Origin of the sequence: Pseudonocardia ailaonensis (assembly GCF_039531635.1) — a bacterium.
Classification (GTDB): Bacteria; Actinomycetota; Actinomycetes; order Mycobacteriales; family Pseudonocardiaceae; genus Pseudonocardia; species Pseudonocardia ailaonensis.
The window spans coordinates 139,980-157,838 of the sequence record NZ_BAAAQK010000003.1 but is presented as its reverse complement, the minus strand read 5'-3'; the positions used below and the strand labels follow the sequence as shown (position 1 = coordinate 157,838).

Here is a 17,859-nt window from a genome sequence, read left to right as displayed (position 1 = left end):
AGCGGCCCGGCGGCGATGGCACGATCCGGGGCATGACGAACCCCGATCTCGAACGCACGGTCCTCGAGTCGGTCCCGACCGGGCTGCTCATCGGCGGCGAGTGGCGGCCCGCCTCGAACGGTGCCACCACGAAGGTCGAGGACCCGGCCACCGGCGAGGTGCTCGCCGAGGTCGCGGACGCGACGCCCGAGGACGGCATGGCGGCGCTGACCGCCGCCCACGAGGCCCAGGCCGGGTTCGCCGCGATGGCCCCCCGGGAGCGCGGGGAGATCCTGCGCCGCGCCTACGAGGCCATGCTCGCCCGCACCGACGAGCTGGCCCTGCTCATGACGCTGGAGATGGGCAAGCCGCTCGCCGAGTCGCGCGGCGAGGTCACCTACGCCGCCGAGTTCTTCCGCTGGTTCTCCGAGGAGGCCGTCCGCATCGACGGCGGCTACGCGACCGCGCCCGCGGGCGGCAGCCGGTTCCTCGTGATGAAGCAGCCGGTGGGGCCCTGCGTGTTCATCACGCCGTGGAACTTCCCGCTGGCCATGGGCTCCCGCAAGATCGGCCCCGCGATCGCCGCCGGCTGCACCGCGGTGATCAAGCCGGCGCCGCAGACCCCGCTGTCGATGTTCGCCCTCGGCCAGATCCTGCTCGACGCCGGCCTGCCCCCGGGCGTCCTCAACGTGATCAATGCCACGGACGCCGGTGCGGTCATGGAGCCGATCATCCGGGACGGCCGGGCGCGCAAGCTCTCCTTCACGGGCTCGACCGGCGTGGGCCGCAAGCTCCTCGAGCAGTGCGCCGAGAAGGTGCTCCGGACCTCCATGGAGCTGGGCGGCAACGCCTCGTTCCTGGTGTTCGCCGACGCCGACGTCGATGCCGCGGTCGAGGGCGCGATGCTCGCCAAGATGCGCAACATGGGCGAGGCCTGCACCGCCGCCAACCGCTTCTACGTGCAGCGCGGCGTCGCCGAGGAGTTCGCGGGCAAGCTCGCCGAGCGGATGGGCGCGCTCACCGTCGGCCGCGGCACCGAGGACGGCGTGCAGGTCGGCCCGCTGGTCGACGCCAAGGGCCGCGACAAGGTCGTCGACCTCGTCGGGGACGCGCTGGCGCACGGCGCCTCGGTCAAGGTCGGCGGCGAGCCGGTGGCGGGACCGGGCTACTTCTACCGCCCGACGGTGCTCACGGACGTCCCGCAGGACTCCCGTCTCAACCACGAGGAGATCTTCGGGCCGGTCGCGCCGATCTCGGTCTTCGACACCGAGGACGAGGCCCTCGCCGCCGCCAACGCCACCGAGTTCGGCCTGGTCAACTACGTGTTCACGCAGAACCTCGACCGAGCGCTCCGGATCTCGGAGCGGCTCGAGAGCGGCATGGTGGGGCTGAACACCGGGCTGGTGTCCAACCCGGCCGCCCCGTTCGGCGGCATCAAGCAGTCCGGTCTGGGCCGCGAGGGCGGCACCGTGGGCATCGACGAGTTCCTGGAGCTCAAGTACGTCGCGATCGGCGGCCTCACCTAGTGCGCCAGGAAGCCACACCTGTCGTTCTCAGGGCCGGAGACGGCAGGCGTGGCTCCATGACGCGCAGGGTCAGGCGTCGATGTGGAGCTCGCGGGGTTTCGGGCCGCCGGGGCGGATGCGGGGCCAGATCAGGAGCACCAGGGCGCACAGGGTCTGGCTCACCGCGTAGCCGATGGCCACCGGCAGGAGCTGGTTCACGGGGTGCGCGCCGTCCGCCAGGGCGGGGCCGATCGGGGTGAACAGCGCGACGCCGATCACGAAGGCCGTGCTGATCAGCTGCAGGCGGGCGTAGCCGAACCCGTCGTGCAGGGCCTGCCGGACACCCAGCTCGTGGGTGATCACGAGCCGCGCGACCATGCCGAGCAGCAGGATCCGCAGCACGTTCGCGGCCTCGGCGTAGCCCGGCCCGAACAGCGACAGCCCGAAGCCCGCCAGCAGGATGCCGGCGACGATCATCGGCAGGAAGATCTTGTAGAGCCGCAGCCGGGACGCGCGGATGTGCGCGGCGATGTTGGCCGGGTCCCGGGCGAGCTGGGCGGACAGCGACTGCATGAACCGCTGGACCGCGATGTCGATCACCATGACGGCCTGCCAGGCGATGAAGAACGCCGCGCCCGTCGCCCCGCCGAAGCGCTGGGTCACGATGACGGCGACCTGGTTGAACAGCAGCACCGTGCCCCAGTGGGCCAACGTGGTCGGCCCCAGGAAGCGCGCCGCCTCGCGCCGGGTGGGCAGCCACTCCTGGTCCGACGCCCGCGCGAAGTTCCGGGTGGAGATGCCCCCGACCACGGCGCTGCCGACGGTGAACAGGACGATCGGCAGCACCCACGACAGGACGATCGCGAACTGGCCGAAGGAGGCGCCCAGCGCCACGAGCAGCCCGATGCGCACGACGGCGAACGCGATGTTCCGCCACGAGGCCCACCAGGTCTTGCCGATCGCGATGAGGCTGAAGTCGTGGACGCCCCAGAGGCCCCAGCCGATGCCGGCGGCGAGGAACATCAGCCCGCCCGCCCAGACGGGCAGGACGTCCCCGGCACCGGTCCGCGCCATCAGCGGCTCGAGCAGCACGTACACCAGCCCGACCAGCGCGCAGGACGGGATGATCACCAGGTGGCTGCGCCAGAACAGGGTCGTGGCCCGCTTGCCCGCCCGCGGCATCCACAGCATCATCGCGGAGTCGAGGTTGAGCTGCGCCACGCCCGCGACCAGCAGGAACGCGGACACGAACGCCGAGGCGTAGCCGACCGCCTCCTGCGGCATGATCCGGGCCGCGATCAGCCAGCTGACCAGGCCCGCGACCGAGCCGACCGCGCCGCTGATGGCGAGGGAGAGCCCGTCGGACAGGGCCCGCTTCCCGGAGCCGCCGTCCGGCTGCTCGGCCACGGCGGCCACCGCCGGGCCGACCGAGCCGTCGGGCGCGCCGTGCGGGAGAGCGGTCGGCGGAAGGGCGGTGGGCGGGGTCGCGGGGGGACCCGCCGTCGAGGAACGTGCCGCCTCGGAGTCCGGCCGGGTCACTGCTGCCCGCGGACGCGGGAGGAGGACACGGCGGGAACCACCGGCGGACGGGCGTGGGAGCTGCGCCGGACCGTCGTCATGGCGCCGGAGTCTAGTGGGTGCGTCGTGGAACCGTCGCGGGCCTCCCTAGCGGTAACGACCCGTTCCGGGCATCCGACGATCGGGTGAAGGCCCCGCCCCCGAACGCCTGGCGGGACGCGGGTCCGGTGATCGTTCCGGCCTTTTGTAGGGTCCGACCGGACGACGTGTCACACCGAGGGGAGCCAGCAGGGTGGAAACGGCGAGTCCGATCGGCATCGCGGTGGTCGGCGGCGGGTACTGGGGCCCCAACCTGGTCCGCAACGCGCAGCAGACCCCCGGCCTCCGGCTCGAGTACCTCTGCGACCTCGACGAGGGCCGCGCCCGCGCGGTCCTCGGCAACTACTCCACCGTGGCGATCTCCACGAAGCTCGACGAGGTGCTCGCCGACCCGGCCGTGCAGGCGGTCGCGATCGCCACCCCGGCGGCCACGCACCACGCCATCGGCATGGCGGCGCTCGAGGCCGGCAAGCACGTGCTGATCGAGAAGCCGCTCGCGCCCACCTACGAGGAGGGCCGGCAGCTGGTCGAGGCGGCCGAGAAGCACGGCCGCGTGCTGATGGTCGACCACACCTTCTGCTACACCTCCGAGGTCCGGCACATCCGCGAGACCCTGCGCAGCGGCCGCCTCGGCGACCTGCAGTACCTCGACTCGGTGCGGATCAACCTCGGCATCGTGCAGCCGGACGTCGACGTGCTGTGGGACCTCGCCCCGCACGATCTGTCGATCTTCGACGCGATCCTCCCGGACGACGTCTTCCCCGTCTCCGTGGCCGCGCACGGCTCGGACCCGGTGGGCGCGGGGCACGCCTGCGTGGCCCACCTCACCCTGCGCCTGTCCAACGACGCGCTCGCGCACGTGCACGTGAACTGGCTGTCCCCCACCAAGATCCGCACCTTCGTCGTCGGCGGCTCGGCGCGGACGATCATCTGGGACGACCTCAACCCCACCCAGCGGCTGTCCGAGCACGACCGTGGCGTGGAGCGCAACGACGAGCTGGCGGACGCCGACGTGCGCGGCCGCCAGATCGTCTCCTACCGCACCGGGGACACCGTCGCCCCCGCCCTGGCCAACCTGGAGGCCCTCCGGTCGGTCATGGTCGAGTTCGCCGCGGCGATCACGGAGAAGCGGCGCCCGCTCACCGACGGTTTCGCGGGCCTGCGGGTCCTCGCCATCCTCGAGGCGGCGTCGGAGAGCCTGGCGAAGGACGGCCAGTCCGTCCGGATCCGGGATCTGCAGCACGCCCCGGGCGATCGCGCCGGGGTCATCGAGAACGTGGCGACCACGATGGCCCAGCGCGGCCGTGGAGAGGTGACGGTGTGACCGAGTCAGCCAAGGCTGCCCAGCCGGTTTCCGGACAGAGGATCCTGGTCACGGGCGGTGCGGGCACGATCGGCTCGACGCTCGTGGACCAGCTGGTCGACGCCGGTGCGGCCGAGGTCGTGGTCCTGGACAACCTGGTGCGCGGGCGCCGGGAGAACATCGCCGCCGCGGCCGAGAAGGCCGGCGACCGGCTCACCCTCGTCGAGGGCGACATCAACGACCTCGGCGTCGTGCGGGAGCTGACGGCCGGCAAGGACCTGGTCTTCCACCTCGCGGCCCTGCGCATCACGCAGTGCGCCGAGCAGCCGCGGACCGCTCTCGAGTCGCTGGTCGACGGCACCTTCACCGTCATCGAGCAGGCCGTCGAGGCCGGGGTGAAGAAGGTCGTCGCGAGCTCGTCGGCGTCGGTCTACGGGCTGGCCGAGCAGTTCCCCACCACCGAGCGCCACCACCCGTACAACAACGACACCTTCTACGGCGCCGCGAAGGCGTTCAACGAGGGCATGCTCCGCAGCTTCCACGCCATGAAGAGCCTCGACTACGTGGCATTGCGCTACTTCAACGTCTACGGCCCGCGGATGGACGCGTACGGCGTCTACACCGAGGTGCTGATCCGCTGGATGGAGCGGATCGCCCGCGGGGAGCGCCCGCTGATCTTCGGCGACGGCCTGCAGACGATGGACTTCGTGCACGTCCACGACATCGCCCGCGCCAACGTGCTGGCCGCGCAGGCCCCGGTCACGGACGAGGTCTACAACATCGCCACCGCCCAGGAGATCAGCCTCGCCGGGCTGGCCGAGGCGCTGCTGGCCGCCATGGACTCCGACCTCACGCCGGAGTTCGGCCCGGCGCGGCAGGTCAACGGCGTCACCCGCCGGCTCGCGGACATCTCCGCCGCCGCCCGCGACCTCGGCTGGAAGCCGACGATCGGGATGGACGAGGGGCTGCGCGGGCTCGTGGCGTGGTGGCAGGCGGAGACCCAGGGGATCTCCGCGTGATCCCGGTCATGAAGCCCCTCCTCGGCGACGAGGAGGCCGAGGCCGTCGCCGCCGCCGTCCGGTCCGGCTGGGTGGCCCAGGGCCCGCGGGTCGCGGAGTTCGAGAAGGCCTTCGCCGCGCACGTCGGGGCCGCGCACGCCGTCGCGACGTCCAACTGCACCACCGCGCTGCACCTGGCCCTCTACGTGCTGGGGGTGGGCCCGGGCGACGAGGTGGTGTGTCCCTCGTTCTCGTTCATCGCCACGGCCAACGCGATCCGCTACTGCGGCGCGACGCCGGTGTTCGCGGACGTCTCCGCGGAGCACGGCAACCTGACCGCCGACTCCGTCGCGGCCGTGCTCACCGAGCGCACGAAGGCCGTGCTGGTGGTGCACCAGGGCGGCCAGCCCGCGGACGTCCCGGCCATCCGAGGCGCAGTCGGGGCCGTCCCGGTCGTCGAGGACGCCGCCTGCGCCGCGGGGGCCACGCTCAACGGCGAGCCGGTCGGCACCGGCGCGCTGCTGGCCGCCTGGTCGTTCCATCCCCGCAAGCTGCTCACCACCGGTGAGGGCGGGATGGTCACCACGGACGACGCCGAGTGGGCCGCCCGGATCCGCAGGCTGCGCGAGCACGGCATGACGGTGTCGGCCGCGGACCGGCACGCCGCCGGCAGCAAGGTCGTCCTCGAGGGGTACGCCGAGACGGCGTTCAACTACCGGATGACGGACATGCAGGCCGCGATGGGTCTCGTGCAGCTCGGCCGGCTGCCGGGGATCGTGGCGCAGCGGCGCGCGATCGCCGCGCGGTACCGGGAGCTGCTGGAACCGCTCGGCCTGCGCGCGGTCACCGATCCCGCCCACGGCACCGGCAACTACCAGTCGTTCTGGGTGGAGCTGCCCGCGGGCGCGGACCAGGTCGCGGTGCTCGGGTCGCTGGCCGCGGCCGGGATCTCCGCGCGCCGCGGGATCATGGCCTCGCACCTGGAGCCGGCCTACGCGGGCCACCCGCACGGCCCGCTGCCGGTCACCGAGCACCTCACCCGCTCGACGATCATCCTGCCCGTGCACCACGAGATCGGCGAGGCCGAGCAGAAGCTGGTGGTCGACGCCCTGGCGGACGCGCTGGACCTCGCCCCCACCGTCTGACGCACCCCGACCCCCTGCCGAGGAGAACCGTGGCGAACATCCCCCTTGTCGACCTGGCCGCCCAGCACGCCGAGGTGGCCGCCGAGGTCGCGGAGGGCTGGGCGCAGGTCCTGGCCCGCACCGCGTTCGTCGGCGGGCCGGCGGTGGCCGCGTTCGAGGCGGAGTACGCCGCGTACTCCGGTGTGGAGCACGTGGTCGGCGTCGCCAACGGCACCGACGCCCTGGAGCTGGCCCTGCGGGCCCTGGGCGTCGGCCCCGGCGACGAGTGCCTCGTCCCGGCCAACACGTTCATCGCCACCGCCGAGGCGGTCGTCCGGGCGGGCGCCGAGGTCGTGCTGGTGGACTGTGAGCCCGGCACCGCCTTGATCGACGTCGACGCCGCGCTCGCCGCGGTCACCGACCGGACCCGCGCGGTCCTGCCGGTGCACCTCTACGGCCAGGTCGCGGACGTCGCCCGGCTGCGGGACGGGCTGCCGTCCGGGGTGCGGATCGTGGAGGACGCGGCCCAGTCCCAGGGCGCGCGCCGCGACGGCCTGCGGGCCGGGGCGGTCGGCGACATCGCCGGCACCAGCTTCTACCCGGGCAAGAACCTCGGCGCGTACGGCGACGCCGGGGCGGTGCTCACGAACTCCGCGGAGCTCGCCGAGCGGGTCCGGCTGATCAGCGCGCACGGCTCGCCGCGCAAGTACGAGCACAGCGTGATCGGCGTCAACAGCCGGCTCGACACGATCCAGGCCGTGGTGCTGAGCGCGAAGCTGAAGCGCCTCGACGCATGGAACGCGCTGCGCCGCGAGGCCGCCGCCCGCTACGACGCCCTCCTCGCGGACCTCCCGGTCACCACGCCGACGGTCACCACGGGCAACGAGCCGGTGTGGCACCTGTACGTCATCGAGGTCGAGAAGCGGGCCGAGGTCCTCGCCCACCTCAACGCCAACGGTGTCGGCGCGGGCATCCACTACCCCACCCCCGTCCACCTCACCGAGGCCTTCGGGAACCTCGGCAAGGCGGGCGACTTCCCCGTCGCCGAGGCCATGGCGGACCGCATCCTCAGCCTGCCGCTGTACCCGCAGATCACCGAGGAGCAGCAGCGCCGGGTCGTCGAGGTGCTCACCGAGGCGCTCGCGTGACCGGTGCTGCCAGAACCGCCGCGGGCGTCTTCGTCCACGAGCGCGGGCTCTGCGAGAGCACCGACGTAGGCGCGGGGACCCGGGTCTGGGCCTTCGCCCACGTGCTCCCGGGCGCGCGCATCGGCCGGGACTGCAACGTGTGCGACGGCGCGTTCGTCGAGGGCGGCGCCGTGCTCGGGGACAACGTCACCGTGAAGAACGGCGTGCTGGTCTTCACCGGCGTGACCTGCGAGGACGACGTCTTCCTCGGCCCCAACGTGCTCTTCACCAACGACATGCGGCCCCGCTCCGCGATCAAGCGCGGGCCGGAGGCGCTGATGTCCACGACCGTGCGCCGCGGCGCCACCCTGGGAGCGGGCGCGGTCGTGGTGTGCGGCACCGAGATCGGCGAGCACGCCTTCGCGGGTGCCGGCGCGGTGATCACCGGGGACGTGCCGGCGCACGCCTTCGTCGTCGGCAACCCGGCCCGGCAGAAGGGCTGGGTGTGCGCCTGCGGCGTCCGGCTCGACGAGACCCTCACCTGCCCGGAGTGCGGCACCCGGCACGAGCGGCTCGCCGAGGGCGGCCTGCGGGCCGTCTGACCGGCACCCGGCACGCCGCCGGTCCAGGCCACCCGGGTCACGCCACCGCACGGGCCGGCGGCGTGACCGGAGGGCCTACGGCTCGACGAGCTCCTTGCGGACCCGCCGGTTGTCCCGCAGCGCCCGCGCGTACAGGAACGGCCCGGTCGCGTACCCCATCAGCTCGACCAGGGTGGCGCCCTTCGGGAACTCGTGCTGCTCCCCCAGCGCCTCCTTCGTCTCCGAGCGGATCGAGACGATGCGGCCCAGCCCGGCCGGGATCCGGCGGATGACCTCCCACCGCGTCGACCGGCGGATCAGGCACTTGGTGATGAAGGCGGCGAAGCCGGTGCCGTAGCCGTAGAGCTGGCGCAGCAGCTCCCGGTGACCGACCCGGTGGTAGTGCCAGACGATGGCCGAGGGCTCGTAGACGATCGTCCGGTCCCTCAGCAGGGTGTTCACGAACGCGTCGAGGTCCTCGCCGCCCCGGGTGGGCGATCCCGCGCCGAGGGCCTCGTCGAAGCCGTCCGCCTGGCCGAGCACGCCGCGGTCGAAGGCGAAGTTGGCCCCGGTCCCGAAGACGCCCGCCGAGAACGGGTAGAGCGGACCACCCGCCGAGTCCTGGATGAGCTCGAAGACGTGCGGGCGGACGCGGGTGGACCAGGACGAGGCGCGCGCGTCGAAGTAGGCCTCGACCGTGGTCGACATGCTGGCGGTGCAGACGAGCCCCGTCACGCAGCCGACGTCGGCACGCCGCCCGAAGCCCCGGACCAGGCCCTCGACCCACTGCGGGTCCACGGTGACGTCGTCGTCGGTGTAGGCGATGATCTCACCGCCCGCCTCGCGCAGGCCCTTGTTGCGGGCGAACGAGAGCCCGGCGCGCGGCTCGGCGACGTATCGGAACCGGCTGTCCGTGGCCATCATCTTCTCGACGACCGCGCGCGTGCTCCCGTCGCTCGGCGCGTTGTCGACGATGATGATCTCGAGGTTCGGGTAGGTCAGCGCGCCCAGGCTGGCGAGGCAGCGCGGCAGGATCGCCGTCCGGTTGTGCGTGCAGACCACGACCGACACGAAGCGGTCCGTGGACACCCGGCCCGGGCAGCTGCCGCCCGCGACCGGGAGCGGCAGGTCGGCGACCGTGAGCGACGTGGGCCGCGGGTGTCCCTCGCCGGCGAGATGGTCGGCGATCTCCTCCGACCACTGCGACCAGGAGACGGTGACCAGCTCGGCGAGGTCGAACCCGCCGGCGCGGGCCGGCACGGTCGCGTAGCCCAGCGGCTCACCGTGCAGCCGGACGAGGGCGCGGACCCACGCGTGGTCCGGACTCTGCGGACCCGCGGACATGACCTGGCCGGGCCCGGCCAGCTCGAGCTGGCAGCACCAGGTGCCGCCGCGCTCGTCCTCGTCGTCGTCGAGGCCGTCGTCGGCCAGGACACCGTCCTCGACGAGGTCCTCGGTCCCGGCCACCGCCTCGACCGCCCCTCTGACCGAGGAGGCCTCCCCCGGGCGGGGCCGGTGGGTCTGGGGGTCCGTCGTCATGCCTTCACCTTCGCCTTCGCGACCCCGCGCGCGGTCGCCGCCGCGGTGGTCACACGGTCCGGCAGGGTCCCGAGCCGGTGGTTCACCGGCGTCAGGTAGGAGCGCAGCCGGGCGCGCAGTTGGGGAACGCCGCGGCGGGCCCGCACGGCGGACAGCGTGAGGGGAAGTGCGCCGTCCCGCAGCCCGGTCAGCAACGGGCTGCCGAAGCGGTCGCGGAGGCGGTCGACCTCGTCGCGCGCGCCCTCCGGATCCTGCTCCAGTGCGAACTCGCACAGCGCGTCGAACGCGCCGCCGTCCTGGAGGAAGGCCTGCGGGGCGAGCCGCAGGGCCGTGCCCGCGAGGGCCTTGCGGGCCGTCGCGATGAGCCGGTCGATGTCCGGCAGCGACGCCCCCGACGACGCGGCCCACTGCTCGAACGCGGTGGCGTCGCTGCGGAGCTGCCCGGTCCACTCCAGGGTCAGGTCGCGCGACATGTTCTGGGCATGGATGCGGTAGAACGCCGCCCACGGCCCCCGGACCTCGACGACGTCCCCGACGCTGGCCAGCCGGAGCCACATCTCCATGTCCGAGCTGTACGGGACCGCCGGATTGTAGTCGCCGACGGCCCGCTGGGCGGAGTTGCGCACGATCACCTCGGGCGACCGGGCCTTCGTCACGCCGCGCCGGCAGCTGATCTCCAGCCAGTCCCGGCCGGGGAACACGACCGAGCGGACCTCCCGCTTCTTCCGGACGATCGGCAGCAGCTCGCTCTCGAAGACCTGCACCGGACCGATGGCGAAGGAGGCCGCCGGGGTCCGCTCCAGCAGGTCCACCCCGCGGTCGAGCCAGCCGGGCGCCAGGGCGTCGTCCGCGGAGAGCAGGACGACGTAGTCCCCCTCCGCGTCGTGCAGGCCGGAGTTGGCGGTGCCGATGAGGCCGAGGTTCTGCTCGTTGCGCCGGACCCGCACCCGGGGATCGAGCCGCGGCAGCCGCTCGACCACCGACCAGGAGTCGTCCGGCGACGCGTCGTCGATGACGAGGACGTCGAGGTCGACCTGCTCGTTGCGGAGCACGCTCTGCACGGTCTGCGTGACGTAGTGCCCGTACCGGTAGCACGGGATCACGACACTGACGGTCGGACGTCTTCCGCTTGGAGGCACTGGTCGTTCCGTTCCCTTCCGGAGGTCGCTGTCGATGGTGGGCCGTCGCCCGGTTCGGGTCAGTAGCGCCGGATGACCGGCAGCACGATGGTCTCGGGGTCGGCGTAGCGGACGACCGGCAGCACGACGGTCTCGGGATCGGGCGGGGCGACCGACGCCTTGCCCCGGAACACCTGGATCAGGGGGCCCAGGACGACGAGCGCCGACAGCACCTCCGCGATGAGGTAGGCCAGCGCCACGCCGTCGATGCCGAGCGGGTCGACCAGCATGAACGCCAGTCCGAGGGTGACCACGGTCGCCCCCAGCTGCACCGCGACGACCCGGCCCATCTGCTGACGCACGCGGGCGGTGCTGAGGTACAGGTTCGTGATGATCAGGAACGGCACCGCGCAGGCCAGCAGCCGCATGACGCCGGCTCCCTCGGCCGCGTACGCGCCCCCGAGCAGGGTCAGCAGCCACGGTGCGGCGAACAGCAGGAACGGCACCCCGGCCAGCATGACGAGGCCGCTGAGCTTGGCGGTCCGCATGAGCAGCGCCGCCGCCCGGGTGCTGTCGTGGGACACCTCCACCATGTAGGAGGACCCGATGTTCCACAGCAGCATGTTGAAGGCCTCGCTGAGCATCCACGGCAGCGCGTAGTACGCGTTGGCCGCGGTCCCCAGGTGGGCCACGACGATCAGGGGCAGGAGCATCGGGACGATCACCGTCATCGCGCCCGTCGCGTACTCCGCGAAGAAGATCTTCGTCAGCGCCTTGCGGGGCGGCAGCTCGACCACGCCCGCGAGGGGCTCCGGCCGCCGCGGCAGGACGCGAACCATGATCAACGAGCTGACGACGACGACGGCGACCGCCGCCGGCACCGTCCAGGCGAGCAGGATAGCGTCGTCCGGGAGCACCGAGATCAACATCACCAGCAACCCGAGCTTGACCGCGGCGAACAGCAGCTGCTCGAGCGGGACCCAGATCGACATCCGCAGCCCGGTCAGCACCCAGTCCTGCAGGGTGAACACCGCGAGGACCAGGACGACGACGGGGAAGTACAGCTTCTCGGACCCGCTGCGGAACAGCGTGTCCGACGCGAGGAACAGCGCGAACCCCACGCTGAGCACGACGGCCACCACGATCGCGACCCCGTACCCACCGAGCACCAGGCGCTGCGAGCGGCGCCCCGCCCCCGGGAGGAACCGGCTCACGACCAGGCCGACGTTCTGGCTCGCCAGCACACTGAACATGGTGGCGGTGCTCAGGACGGCCGAGGCGCGCCCGACCTCCTCCGCCGGCAGCCGGGTGGCCACGGCCCAGAACGCGAGCCCGACGAGCGCGGTGATCGCGGAAGCCGCCATCAGTGCGATCGCGTTGCGTTCCAGGCTGGCACCCAGCCGTCCACGCGCCATCAGTTCAGACTTCCGTTTCATCGTTTCCAGCGCTGCCGATCGGGCCTCATGCTAGCGAGACTGCGCCGAGCGGCCTCTCGCGGGCCCATCCGATTAGTCCGTTTCACGCGCGTCGGTCGCTTCCGGACCGGGCTCCGGTCGTACCGTCGTCATCGTTCGACGTGCCGGGATCGTTTCCGCGGCGGAGCAGGGACGGGACGGGGACCGGTCGCCGCGCCGGACGAGCCGCCTGGCTACGATCGCCGCGTGAGCCGGTCCGTTCCCGAATCGTTGCGTTCCGCCGTCGGGTCCACCCGGCTCGGCCAGGTCGCGTACCCACACCTCGTGAAGGGCCGGCTCGGCGTCGAGCGCTGGAGCCTGGGTCTGCGGTCCCGGCCCGCCGCGGGTGCGGCGCGGGCGCGGATCGTCGCCTACCACTCCGTCGGCACGCCCGAGTGGGGCGTGAACGACGTGACACCGGCGGCCTTCGAGCGCCACCTGCAGCTCGCGGTGGACGACGGCTGGACCTTCGCCACGCCGTCCGAGGTCCTCGCCCGCCCGGACGAGCAGCTCCTGTCGATCACGTTCGACGACGGGGTGCGCTCGGTCCTGCAGAACGCCGTGCCGGTGCTGCGCGCGCACGGCGTGCCCGCCACGATGTTCGTCGTCACGGGCTGGGCCGACGGCGGGCACGAGGGCGGGTACGACCACGTGCTCGACTGGTACGGCCTCGACGCCCTGCAGCGGGCCGGCATGGAGCTCGGCAGCCACTCGGTCACCCATCCCGACTTCTCCACCCTCGACGACGGCCAGGTCCGGCGCGAGCTCGCCGAGTCCCGCGCGCGGCTGACCCGGATGCTCGGCGTCGACACCGCCGAGTTCGCGATCCCCTACGGCCAGTCCGCCAACTGGGACGCCCGGGCCCAGGCGGCCGCGCTCGACGCCGGGTACGCCGCCGTCTACGCGCAGGCCGTCGACACGCGCACCCCGGGCACGATCGCCCGCACCTTCGTGACCGCCTTCGACCGCCCGACGGTGTTCCGCGCCGCACTGCACGGCGCGTTCGACGGGTGGGAGGAGTGGAGCTGAGCCGGCGGTAGCACCGCCGGCCGCTCCTCGGTCCCCCGTCAGCGCCGGCTCAGCGCTGTGCTCAGCACCGCCGCGGCGAGCAGCCCGGGCACGGCGTACTCCAGCGCGTGCACGACCTTCTGGTTGTCGTCCGAGTCCTCGCGGCCGCCGACCACGACGGCGGCGGCGACCGCACCCGCGGCCGCCGTGGACAGCCCCAGCCGGCCCGCGGCCGCGGCGCTGCGCTCGGTCGCCAGCAGGCCCACCGCCCCGGCGAGGTGGGAGAGGGCGGCGACCCGGAAGATCGGGGTCCAGCGCGCCCAGCCGGCCTGGACGACCACGTCCCGCTCACCGGGGCCGGCCGCGTCCGCGGCGGCGTTCAGGCCGGTCGCGCCCATCAGCGAGCCGCCGAGCCAGGCGGCGCCGCCGACGTCGCGCAGGCTGCGGAGCAGGCCGGGCAGACCGATCGGGGACGCGGTCGCAGTGCGGGCAGTGCGGGTCATCGGGGCTCCAGTTCCGCCGCGTCTCGCGGCGTCGTTCGGTCGGGGTCGAGCCGGCTGCGCACGCCGCCGACCCCACCGGCACGACGCGTCCACGGGGAGCGTTCGCCGTTCATGCCTGGTAGAGCCGCCAGACGTCGCACCCGTTGGCCGAGGCGCTGCGCACCCGGGTCGCGTGCTCGTCCAACCAGTGTCCCAGCGTGCCGCTCGGCGTGACGATCGAGGGATCCGGTGACACCAGGTACTGCGCGCCCTGCGTGATGTAGCTGCGGACGCGGGACGGTTCCTGCTGGTCGGCGGCCAGGACCCAGCCCCGGCGGTCGGCCAGGTAGAAGATCGCCGGGTCCTGGAAGTTGTTGGGCGAGCCGTCCTCCACCGCCAGGCTGTCCGTGGCCACGATGCTCAGGTCCCCGGGCCGGGCCACCTGGTCCAGCGCGGTGGCACAGCTGCGGTACGTCCCGCTGGTGTCGACCATCGAGGCGCGCAGGACCGAGATGCTCGGCGCGCCCAGCGCGGCCACGGCGACGACCGTGCCCACCGCGGTCAGCGCCGCGACCGTGCGGCGCGGGCGCAGAGCGCGCAGCCGGCCGTACGCCGTGGTGACGCCGAGCCCGACCAGGATCGCAGCCGAGGGCAGCGAGAACAGGTGGTAGTGGGGTCCCAGCGCCATGCTGTAGCGGGGCACCGCGAAGTAGAACACCACGAGCGACGGGAGCGCGGCCCAGACGTACGCCGGCACCGAGCGCCGCGCCACGACCAGGGCCAGGATCGCCAGCGGCACCCCGGCGAGCCCGTAGACGATCGTGGCCTCGATGGTCAGGTTGCCGAGGTAGAAGCCGGACGACAGCCAGTACTGCAGGCCGCCGACCTTGCTGTCCCCGCCCGACAGCACCCCGAAGGTGTTGCCGTACTCCTCGTACAGGCCGCGCGCGTGCCACATCCAGATCGCGGCCGGCACCAGCGAGGCCACGGCGGCGGCGTAGAGCCCCGGGCGGAGCAGCCGCCGCCGCGCGACGATCGCCGTCCAGATCAGCAGCACGAGCAGGATGTGCAGCGAGGTCGGCTTGACCAGCGCCGCCATCGCGACGGCCGCGGCGGTGCCGACGAGCCAGCGCCGGCGGTCCTCCGTCAGCCACCGCTGGTAGGCCAGTACGGCGAGGAGGTAGAAGGCCAGTGCCGCGGCGTCCGGCATGAAGGCACTGCCGTAGCGCATGAAGGCCGGCGACAGGGCGAACGCGATCATCGACCAGCGCGCCACCGTCTCCGGCAGCACCCGCCGGGCGAACCCCCAGAAGGCGGCCGCGCCGACGATCATGAACACCAGCGAGACGAGCCTGCCGATCGCGGCGTGCTCGCCGAACACGTGGTAGAGCGACGCGGCCAGGTAGGGCACGAGCTGGAACTCGGTCTCGACGTAGCCCGGCCCCGAGCCGCCCCAGTTGATCTGGGGGTAGAGCAGCTCCATGCCGTTGCGGAAGAAGTTGTGCGCGATCGTCGCGGTGTCCGACTGCCGCCAGATGTCGCCCTCGTAGGTCATCGGGCCGAAGGCGCGGACGACCGAGAGCACCACGGCCGCGAGCAGCAGCACGCAGGTGAGCCACCCCAGCAGGTCCCGACGGCCCCGGGGCAGGAGCGAGACACCCCTCGGCGGCGGTGGCACCTCGACCTCGCGGTGCCGTCCCGTGCCGAGACAGGTGGGCGTCATCCGCTGCTCACTCCCCCAAGACCGACCGGCCCACCACCATTCGGGTGAGCACGGATCAGTCTGACGGACGCGGCTGAAACTACGCTGAGAGAGCGAGGCCTGCCTGAAGCTGCGCTGAGAGAGCCCACCGTCAGCCCATCGGGTGACGGTGGCTCACCTCAGGAGAGCTTGTACTCCTTGACCCAGTCGACCTGCATCTCCGACGGCGTCACGTTGTTCCGGTCCCCGTCGTCGGGGAACCAGTCGAACTGCAGGCAGAGGTGCATCGGGCCCGGGGGGAGCGTGTCCTTGTCGTCGATCCGGTACCACTCCCGGCCGTCGAGGTAGCCGATCACGTGGTCCGGGGTCCACTCGACCGCCCAGTTGTGCCACTGGGTGGCGTCCACGTTCACGTTGTTCTGGACCTGCTTGTTGCTCTTGCCGTAGTGCAGGAACGAGTTGACCGACTGCCGGTCCGGCGAGGTGGCCTCGACGAAGTCGATCTCGCCGCCGACCGGCCAGTTCTCCTTGTCCGGCCACAGCAGCATCAGGGCGTGGTAGGTCGGGTCGCTCGTGGGCATCCGCATGCGCCCCTCCCAGCGGCCGTACTTCTGGCCGGGCATCATCGCGAGGCCGCCGGTGTTGCCCTCGGCGTCCCCCTTGATGGTCAGCAGGCCGTTCTGCACGTCGATGGCGTTCGGCGTACGGGTGCCCTGGCCGTTGTGCCCCTCGCCGCTGTAGATGTCCCAGCCGGGGGGACGCGGCCCGTCGAACTCCTCCACCCGCGAGGGCTGGCCCCAGCCGAGCATCGTCGCCGCGCTCGTGGCCTCGCCCGCGCTGGGGGGCCGCGACGTCGTCGGCGTCGGCGCCGCGGTGGTCGTCGCCGCACTGCCGCCGTCCCCGCCGCTCCCGTCCGCGGGCGGCCGGGTCAGGAGCACGGCGACCAGGGCCACCACGGCGGCGACGACCACGACGCCGATCGCGTAGTAGGTGCCCTTCGAGCTCCTGCGGGGCGGGGCGTCGCCGTCGGGCTCCCGGTGGGAGTTCGGCGGCAGCGGGGCGCTCATCTGTTCACCTGTTCGTCGGCACTAGCTTGGGGACCGGTCGGCCGGACCGGCGGACGGCCCTCCGGCCGATCACGTAGGCGGTCCCGCCGTCGGTGATCCAGCCGATCCGCTCGCGCAGGGAGCCGGCGGCCACACCCTGCCCGGCGGTGCCCTCCCGGTCCCCGATCTGGCGGAACCGGGCCACGGCGGCGGGCAGCCGGCGCAGGGCCATCGCGCTCGCCCGGGGATCGAGCGCGATCTTCGTGAGGAATGCTCCCAGACCCATCGAGTACCCGCGCAGCTGGTCCCGCAACTCCCCCGGCGACGACCGGTGGTGGTGCCAGACGACCATGCCCGGGTCGTACCCGACCTCGTGCCCGTCGAGGACCAGCCGGACCATGAAGTCGCAGTCCTCGCCGCCACGGGTGGGGGCGCCGGCGCCGAGCGCCTCGTCGAACCCGCCGACCTTGCGCGCGACCTCCGCGCGGACGGCGAAGTTCGCGCCGATGCCGAACAGGCCGGGCGAGAACGGGAAGATCGCGGAGTCCTTGGGCGGCCTGGCCAGCGAGTACCGCCGCGACTCGAAGCCGCGGTTCCACACCAGCGCCCGCTCGGCGGCGAGCTGTTCCTCGGTGTCCAGCCGCGCGCCGATGACGGGGCCGCTCACGCACGTCAGGCCCGGCTCGGCCGCGAAGACCTCGGCGATGCGCGTGGCCCAGTTCCGGTCCACCTCGGTGTCGTCGTCCGTGAACGCGACGAGCGGGGTGGCCGCCTCGCGCAGGCCCCGGTTGCGGCCGACGGAGAGCCCCCGCCGGGCTTCCCGCACGTACACCACGCCGCGGTCCGCGAACTCCTCGGCGACGTCCCGGGTGCTGTCGTCGGGCGGGTCGTTGTCGACGACCAGCACCGTGACCGCCGGATGGTCCCCCGCGACGACCGACGCGAGGCTCGTCCGCAGGCTCTCGGCCCGGTTCCGGGTCGCGATCACCACCGTGAGCGGCTCGGCCGGCCCGGTGGGGGCCGCGACCGGCTGCGCGGGCACGCCGGCGGGCCCGAGCTGCGACTCGATCGCCGTCCGTACCGCCGCCGTCCCGGCCCGACCGTCGGCGAGGTCGACCGTCACCAGACCGACGGCCATGCGGCCCTCGGTCACGAGCAGCCGCGCTGCCAGGTACCGCGGGTCCACCGCCAGGTCGAGTGCCGCCGGCCCCTCGGCCAGCCGGTCCACCCGGCCGACCCAGGCGGGCGCCCGCGCAGGCAGTTCCATCGGGGGTCC

The 17,859-nt window shown here is 73.0% G+C and carries 15 protein-coding genes; 7 read left to right on the top strand and 8 right to left on the bottom strand.

Annotated elements, in window-relative coordinates; translation table 11 throughout:
- Nucleotides 1–32 precede the first annotated feature (32 nt).
- Entirely contained in the window at nt 33–1,505 is a 1,473-nt protein-coding gene (locus ABD324_RS03550) for an NAD-dependent succinate-semialdehyde dehydrogenase (RefSeq protein WP_344412278.1), read from the top strand.
- 69 nt (nt 1,506–1,574) lie between these two features.
- Here the strand turns inward: ABD324_RS03550 and ABD324_RS03545 are convergent, their stop codons facing one another.
- A complete protein-coding gene (locus tag ABD324_RS03545; protein WP_344412276.1) occupies nt 1,575–2,891 on the bottom strand; it encodes a lipopolysaccharide biosynthesis protein in 1,317 nt (438 codons plus the stop codon).
- 403 nt (nt 2,892–3,294) lie between these two features.
- Between ABD324_RS03545 and ABD324_RS03540 the strand changes: the two genes are divergently transcribed.
- From ABD324_RS03540 to ABD324_RS03520, 5 genes are read left to right on the top strand one after another with little or no spacing between them, the layout of a single operon-like run.
- Nucleotides 3,295–4,425: a Gfo/Idh/MocA family protein gene (locus ABD324_RS03540; RefSeq protein ID WP_344412274.1), complete on the top strand. Its 1,131-nt coding sequence runs from the start codon at nt 3,295–3,297 to the stop codon at nt 4,423–4,425.
- Complete coding sequence (locus ABD324_RS03535; RefSeq protein ID WP_344412272.1) at nt 4,422–5,423, top strand: NAD-dependent epimerase/dehydratase family protein; 1,002 nt, start codon at nt 4,422–4,424, stop codon at nt 5,421–5,423. The genes ABD324_RS03540 and ABD324_RS03535 overlap by 4 nt, the downstream gene beginning before the upstream one ends.
- 8 nt (nt 5,424–5,431) lie before the next feature.
- The gene (locus tag ABD324_RS03530; RefSeq protein ID WP_344412270.1) at nt 5,432–6,547 is read left to right on the top strand and encodes a DegT/DnrJ/EryC1/StrS family aminotransferase; all 1,116 of its coding nucleotides are present in this window, start codon (nt 5,432–5,434) and stop codon (nt 6,545–6,547) included.
- Between the two features lie 29 nt (nt 6,548–6,576).
- Complete coding sequence (locus tag ABD324_RS03525) at nt 6,577–7,674, top strand: DegT/DnrJ/EryC1/StrS family aminotransferase (protein WP_344412268.1); 1,098 nt, start codon at nt 6,577–6,579, stop codon at nt 7,672–7,674.
- Entirely contained in the window at nt 7,671–8,255 is a 585-nt protein-coding gene (locus tag ABD324_RS03520; protein WP_344412266.1) for an acyltransferase, read from the top strand. The genes ABD324_RS03525 and ABD324_RS03520 overlap by 4 nt, the downstream gene beginning before the upstream one ends.
- Before the next feature lie 75 nt (nt 8,256–8,330).
- Here ABD324_RS03520 and ABD324_RS03515 read toward each other — a convergent pair whose 3' ends face one another.
- Genes ABD324_RS03515 through ABD324_RS03505 form a run of 3 tightly spaced genes read right to left on the bottom strand, consistent with a single transcriptional unit; the run spans nt 8,331 to nt 12,306 of the window.
- On the bottom strand, nt 8,331–9,773 hold the full coding sequence (locus ABD324_RS03515) for a glycosyltransferase family 2 protein (protein WP_344412264.1): 1,443 nt from the start codon (nt 9,771–9,773) through the stop codon (nt 8,331–8,333).
- Nucleotides 9,770–10,912 (bottom strand): glycosyltransferase family 2 protein, encoded by a 1,143-nt coding sequence (locus ABD324_RS03510; protein WP_344412262.1) that lies wholly within the window; start codon nt 10,910–10,912, stop codon nt 9,770–9,772. The genes ABD324_RS03515 and ABD324_RS03510 overlap by 4 nt, the downstream gene beginning before the upstream one ends.
- 59 nt (nt 10,913–10,971) lie before the next feature.
- Nucleotides 10,972–12,306: a lipopolysaccharide biosynthesis protein gene (locus ABD324_RS03505; RefSeq protein WP_344412260.1), complete on the bottom strand. Its 1,335-nt coding sequence runs from the start codon at nt 12,304–12,306 to the stop codon at nt 10,972–10,974.
- Nucleotides 12,307–12,552: 246 nt separating this feature from the next.
- Here ABD324_RS03505 and ABD324_RS03500 point away from each other — a divergent pair, with 246 nt between their 5' ends.
- Nucleotides 12,553–13,374, top strand: coding sequence for a polysaccharide deacetylase family protein (locus ABD324_RS03500; RefSeq protein ID WP_344412258.1), 822 nt, complete (start codon nt 12,553–12,555; stop codon nt 13,372–13,374).
- 38 nt (nt 13,375–13,412) lie between these two features.
- On the opposite strand, the gene ABD324_RS03495 is transcribed toward ABD324_RS03500, so the two are convergent.
- From ABD324_RS03495 to ABD324_RS03480, 4 genes are all read right to left on the bottom strand, one after another.
- Nucleotides 13,413–13,856 carry a hypothetical protein gene (locus ABD324_RS03495; protein ID WP_344412256.1) on the bottom strand — a complete coding sequence of 148 codons (444 nt, stop codon included), beginning with the start codon at nt 13,854–13,856 and terminating at the stop codon, nt 13,413–13,415.
- A 109-nt stretch (nt 13,857–13,965) separates the two neighbouring features.
- Nucleotides 13,966–15,558 (bottom strand): ArnT family glycosyltransferase, encoded by a 1,593-nt coding sequence (locus tag ABD324_RS03490; RefSeq protein WP_344412254.1) that lies wholly within the window; start codon nt 15,556–15,558, stop codon nt 13,966–13,968.
- Nucleotides 15,559–15,716: 158 nt separating this feature from the next.
- Entirely contained in the window at nt 15,717–16,604 is an 888-nt protein-coding gene (locus tag ABD324_RS03485) for a glycoside hydrolase family 16 protein (protein ID WP_344412252.1), read from the bottom strand.
- Nucleotides 16,605–16,608: 4 nt separating this feature from the next.
- The gene (locus ABD324_RS03480) at nt 16,609–17,850 is read right to left on the bottom strand and encodes a glycosyltransferase family 2 protein (RefSeq protein ID WP_344412249.1); all 1,242 of its coding nucleotides are present in this window, start codon (nt 17,848–17,850) and stop codon (nt 16,609–16,611) included.
- Between the last annotated feature and the right edge of the window lie 9 nt (nt 17,851–17,859).

Bases quoted from the DNA above. Each gene is read 5' to 3' on its own strand.
- ABD324_RS03550 (WP_344412278.1), top strand. From the start codon at position 33: ATGACGAACCCCGATCTCGAACGCACGGTCCTCGAGTCGGTCCCGACC.
- ABD324_RS03530 (WP_344412270.1), top strand. From the start codon at position 5,432: ATGAAGCCCCTCCTCGGCGACGAGGAGGCCGAGGCCGTCGCCGCCGCC.
- ABD324_RS03515 (WP_344412264.1), bottom strand. From the start codon at position 9,773: ATGACGACGGACCCCCAGACCCACCGGCCCCGCCCGGGGGAGGCCTCC.
- ABD324_RS03505 (WP_344412260.1), bottom strand. From the start codon at position 12,306: ATGGCGCGTGGACGGCTGGGTGCCAGCCTGGAACGCAACGCGATCGCA.
- ABD324_RS03495 (WP_344412256.1), bottom strand. From the start codon at position 13,856: ATGACCCGCACTGCCCGCACTGCGACCGCGTCCCCGATCGGTCTGCCC.
- ABD324_RS03490 (WP_344412254.1), bottom strand. From the start codon at position 15,558: ATGACGCCCACCTGTCTCGGCACGGGACGGCACCGCGAGGTCGAGGTG.
- ABD324_RS03485 (WP_344412252.1), bottom strand. From the start codon at position 16,604: ATGAGCGCCCCGCTGCCGCCGAACTCCCACCGGGAGCCCGACGGCGAC.
- ABD324_RS03480 (WP_344412249.1), bottom strand. From the start codon at position 17,850: ATGGAACTGCCTGCGCGGGCGCCCGCCTGGGTCGGCCGGGTGGACCGG.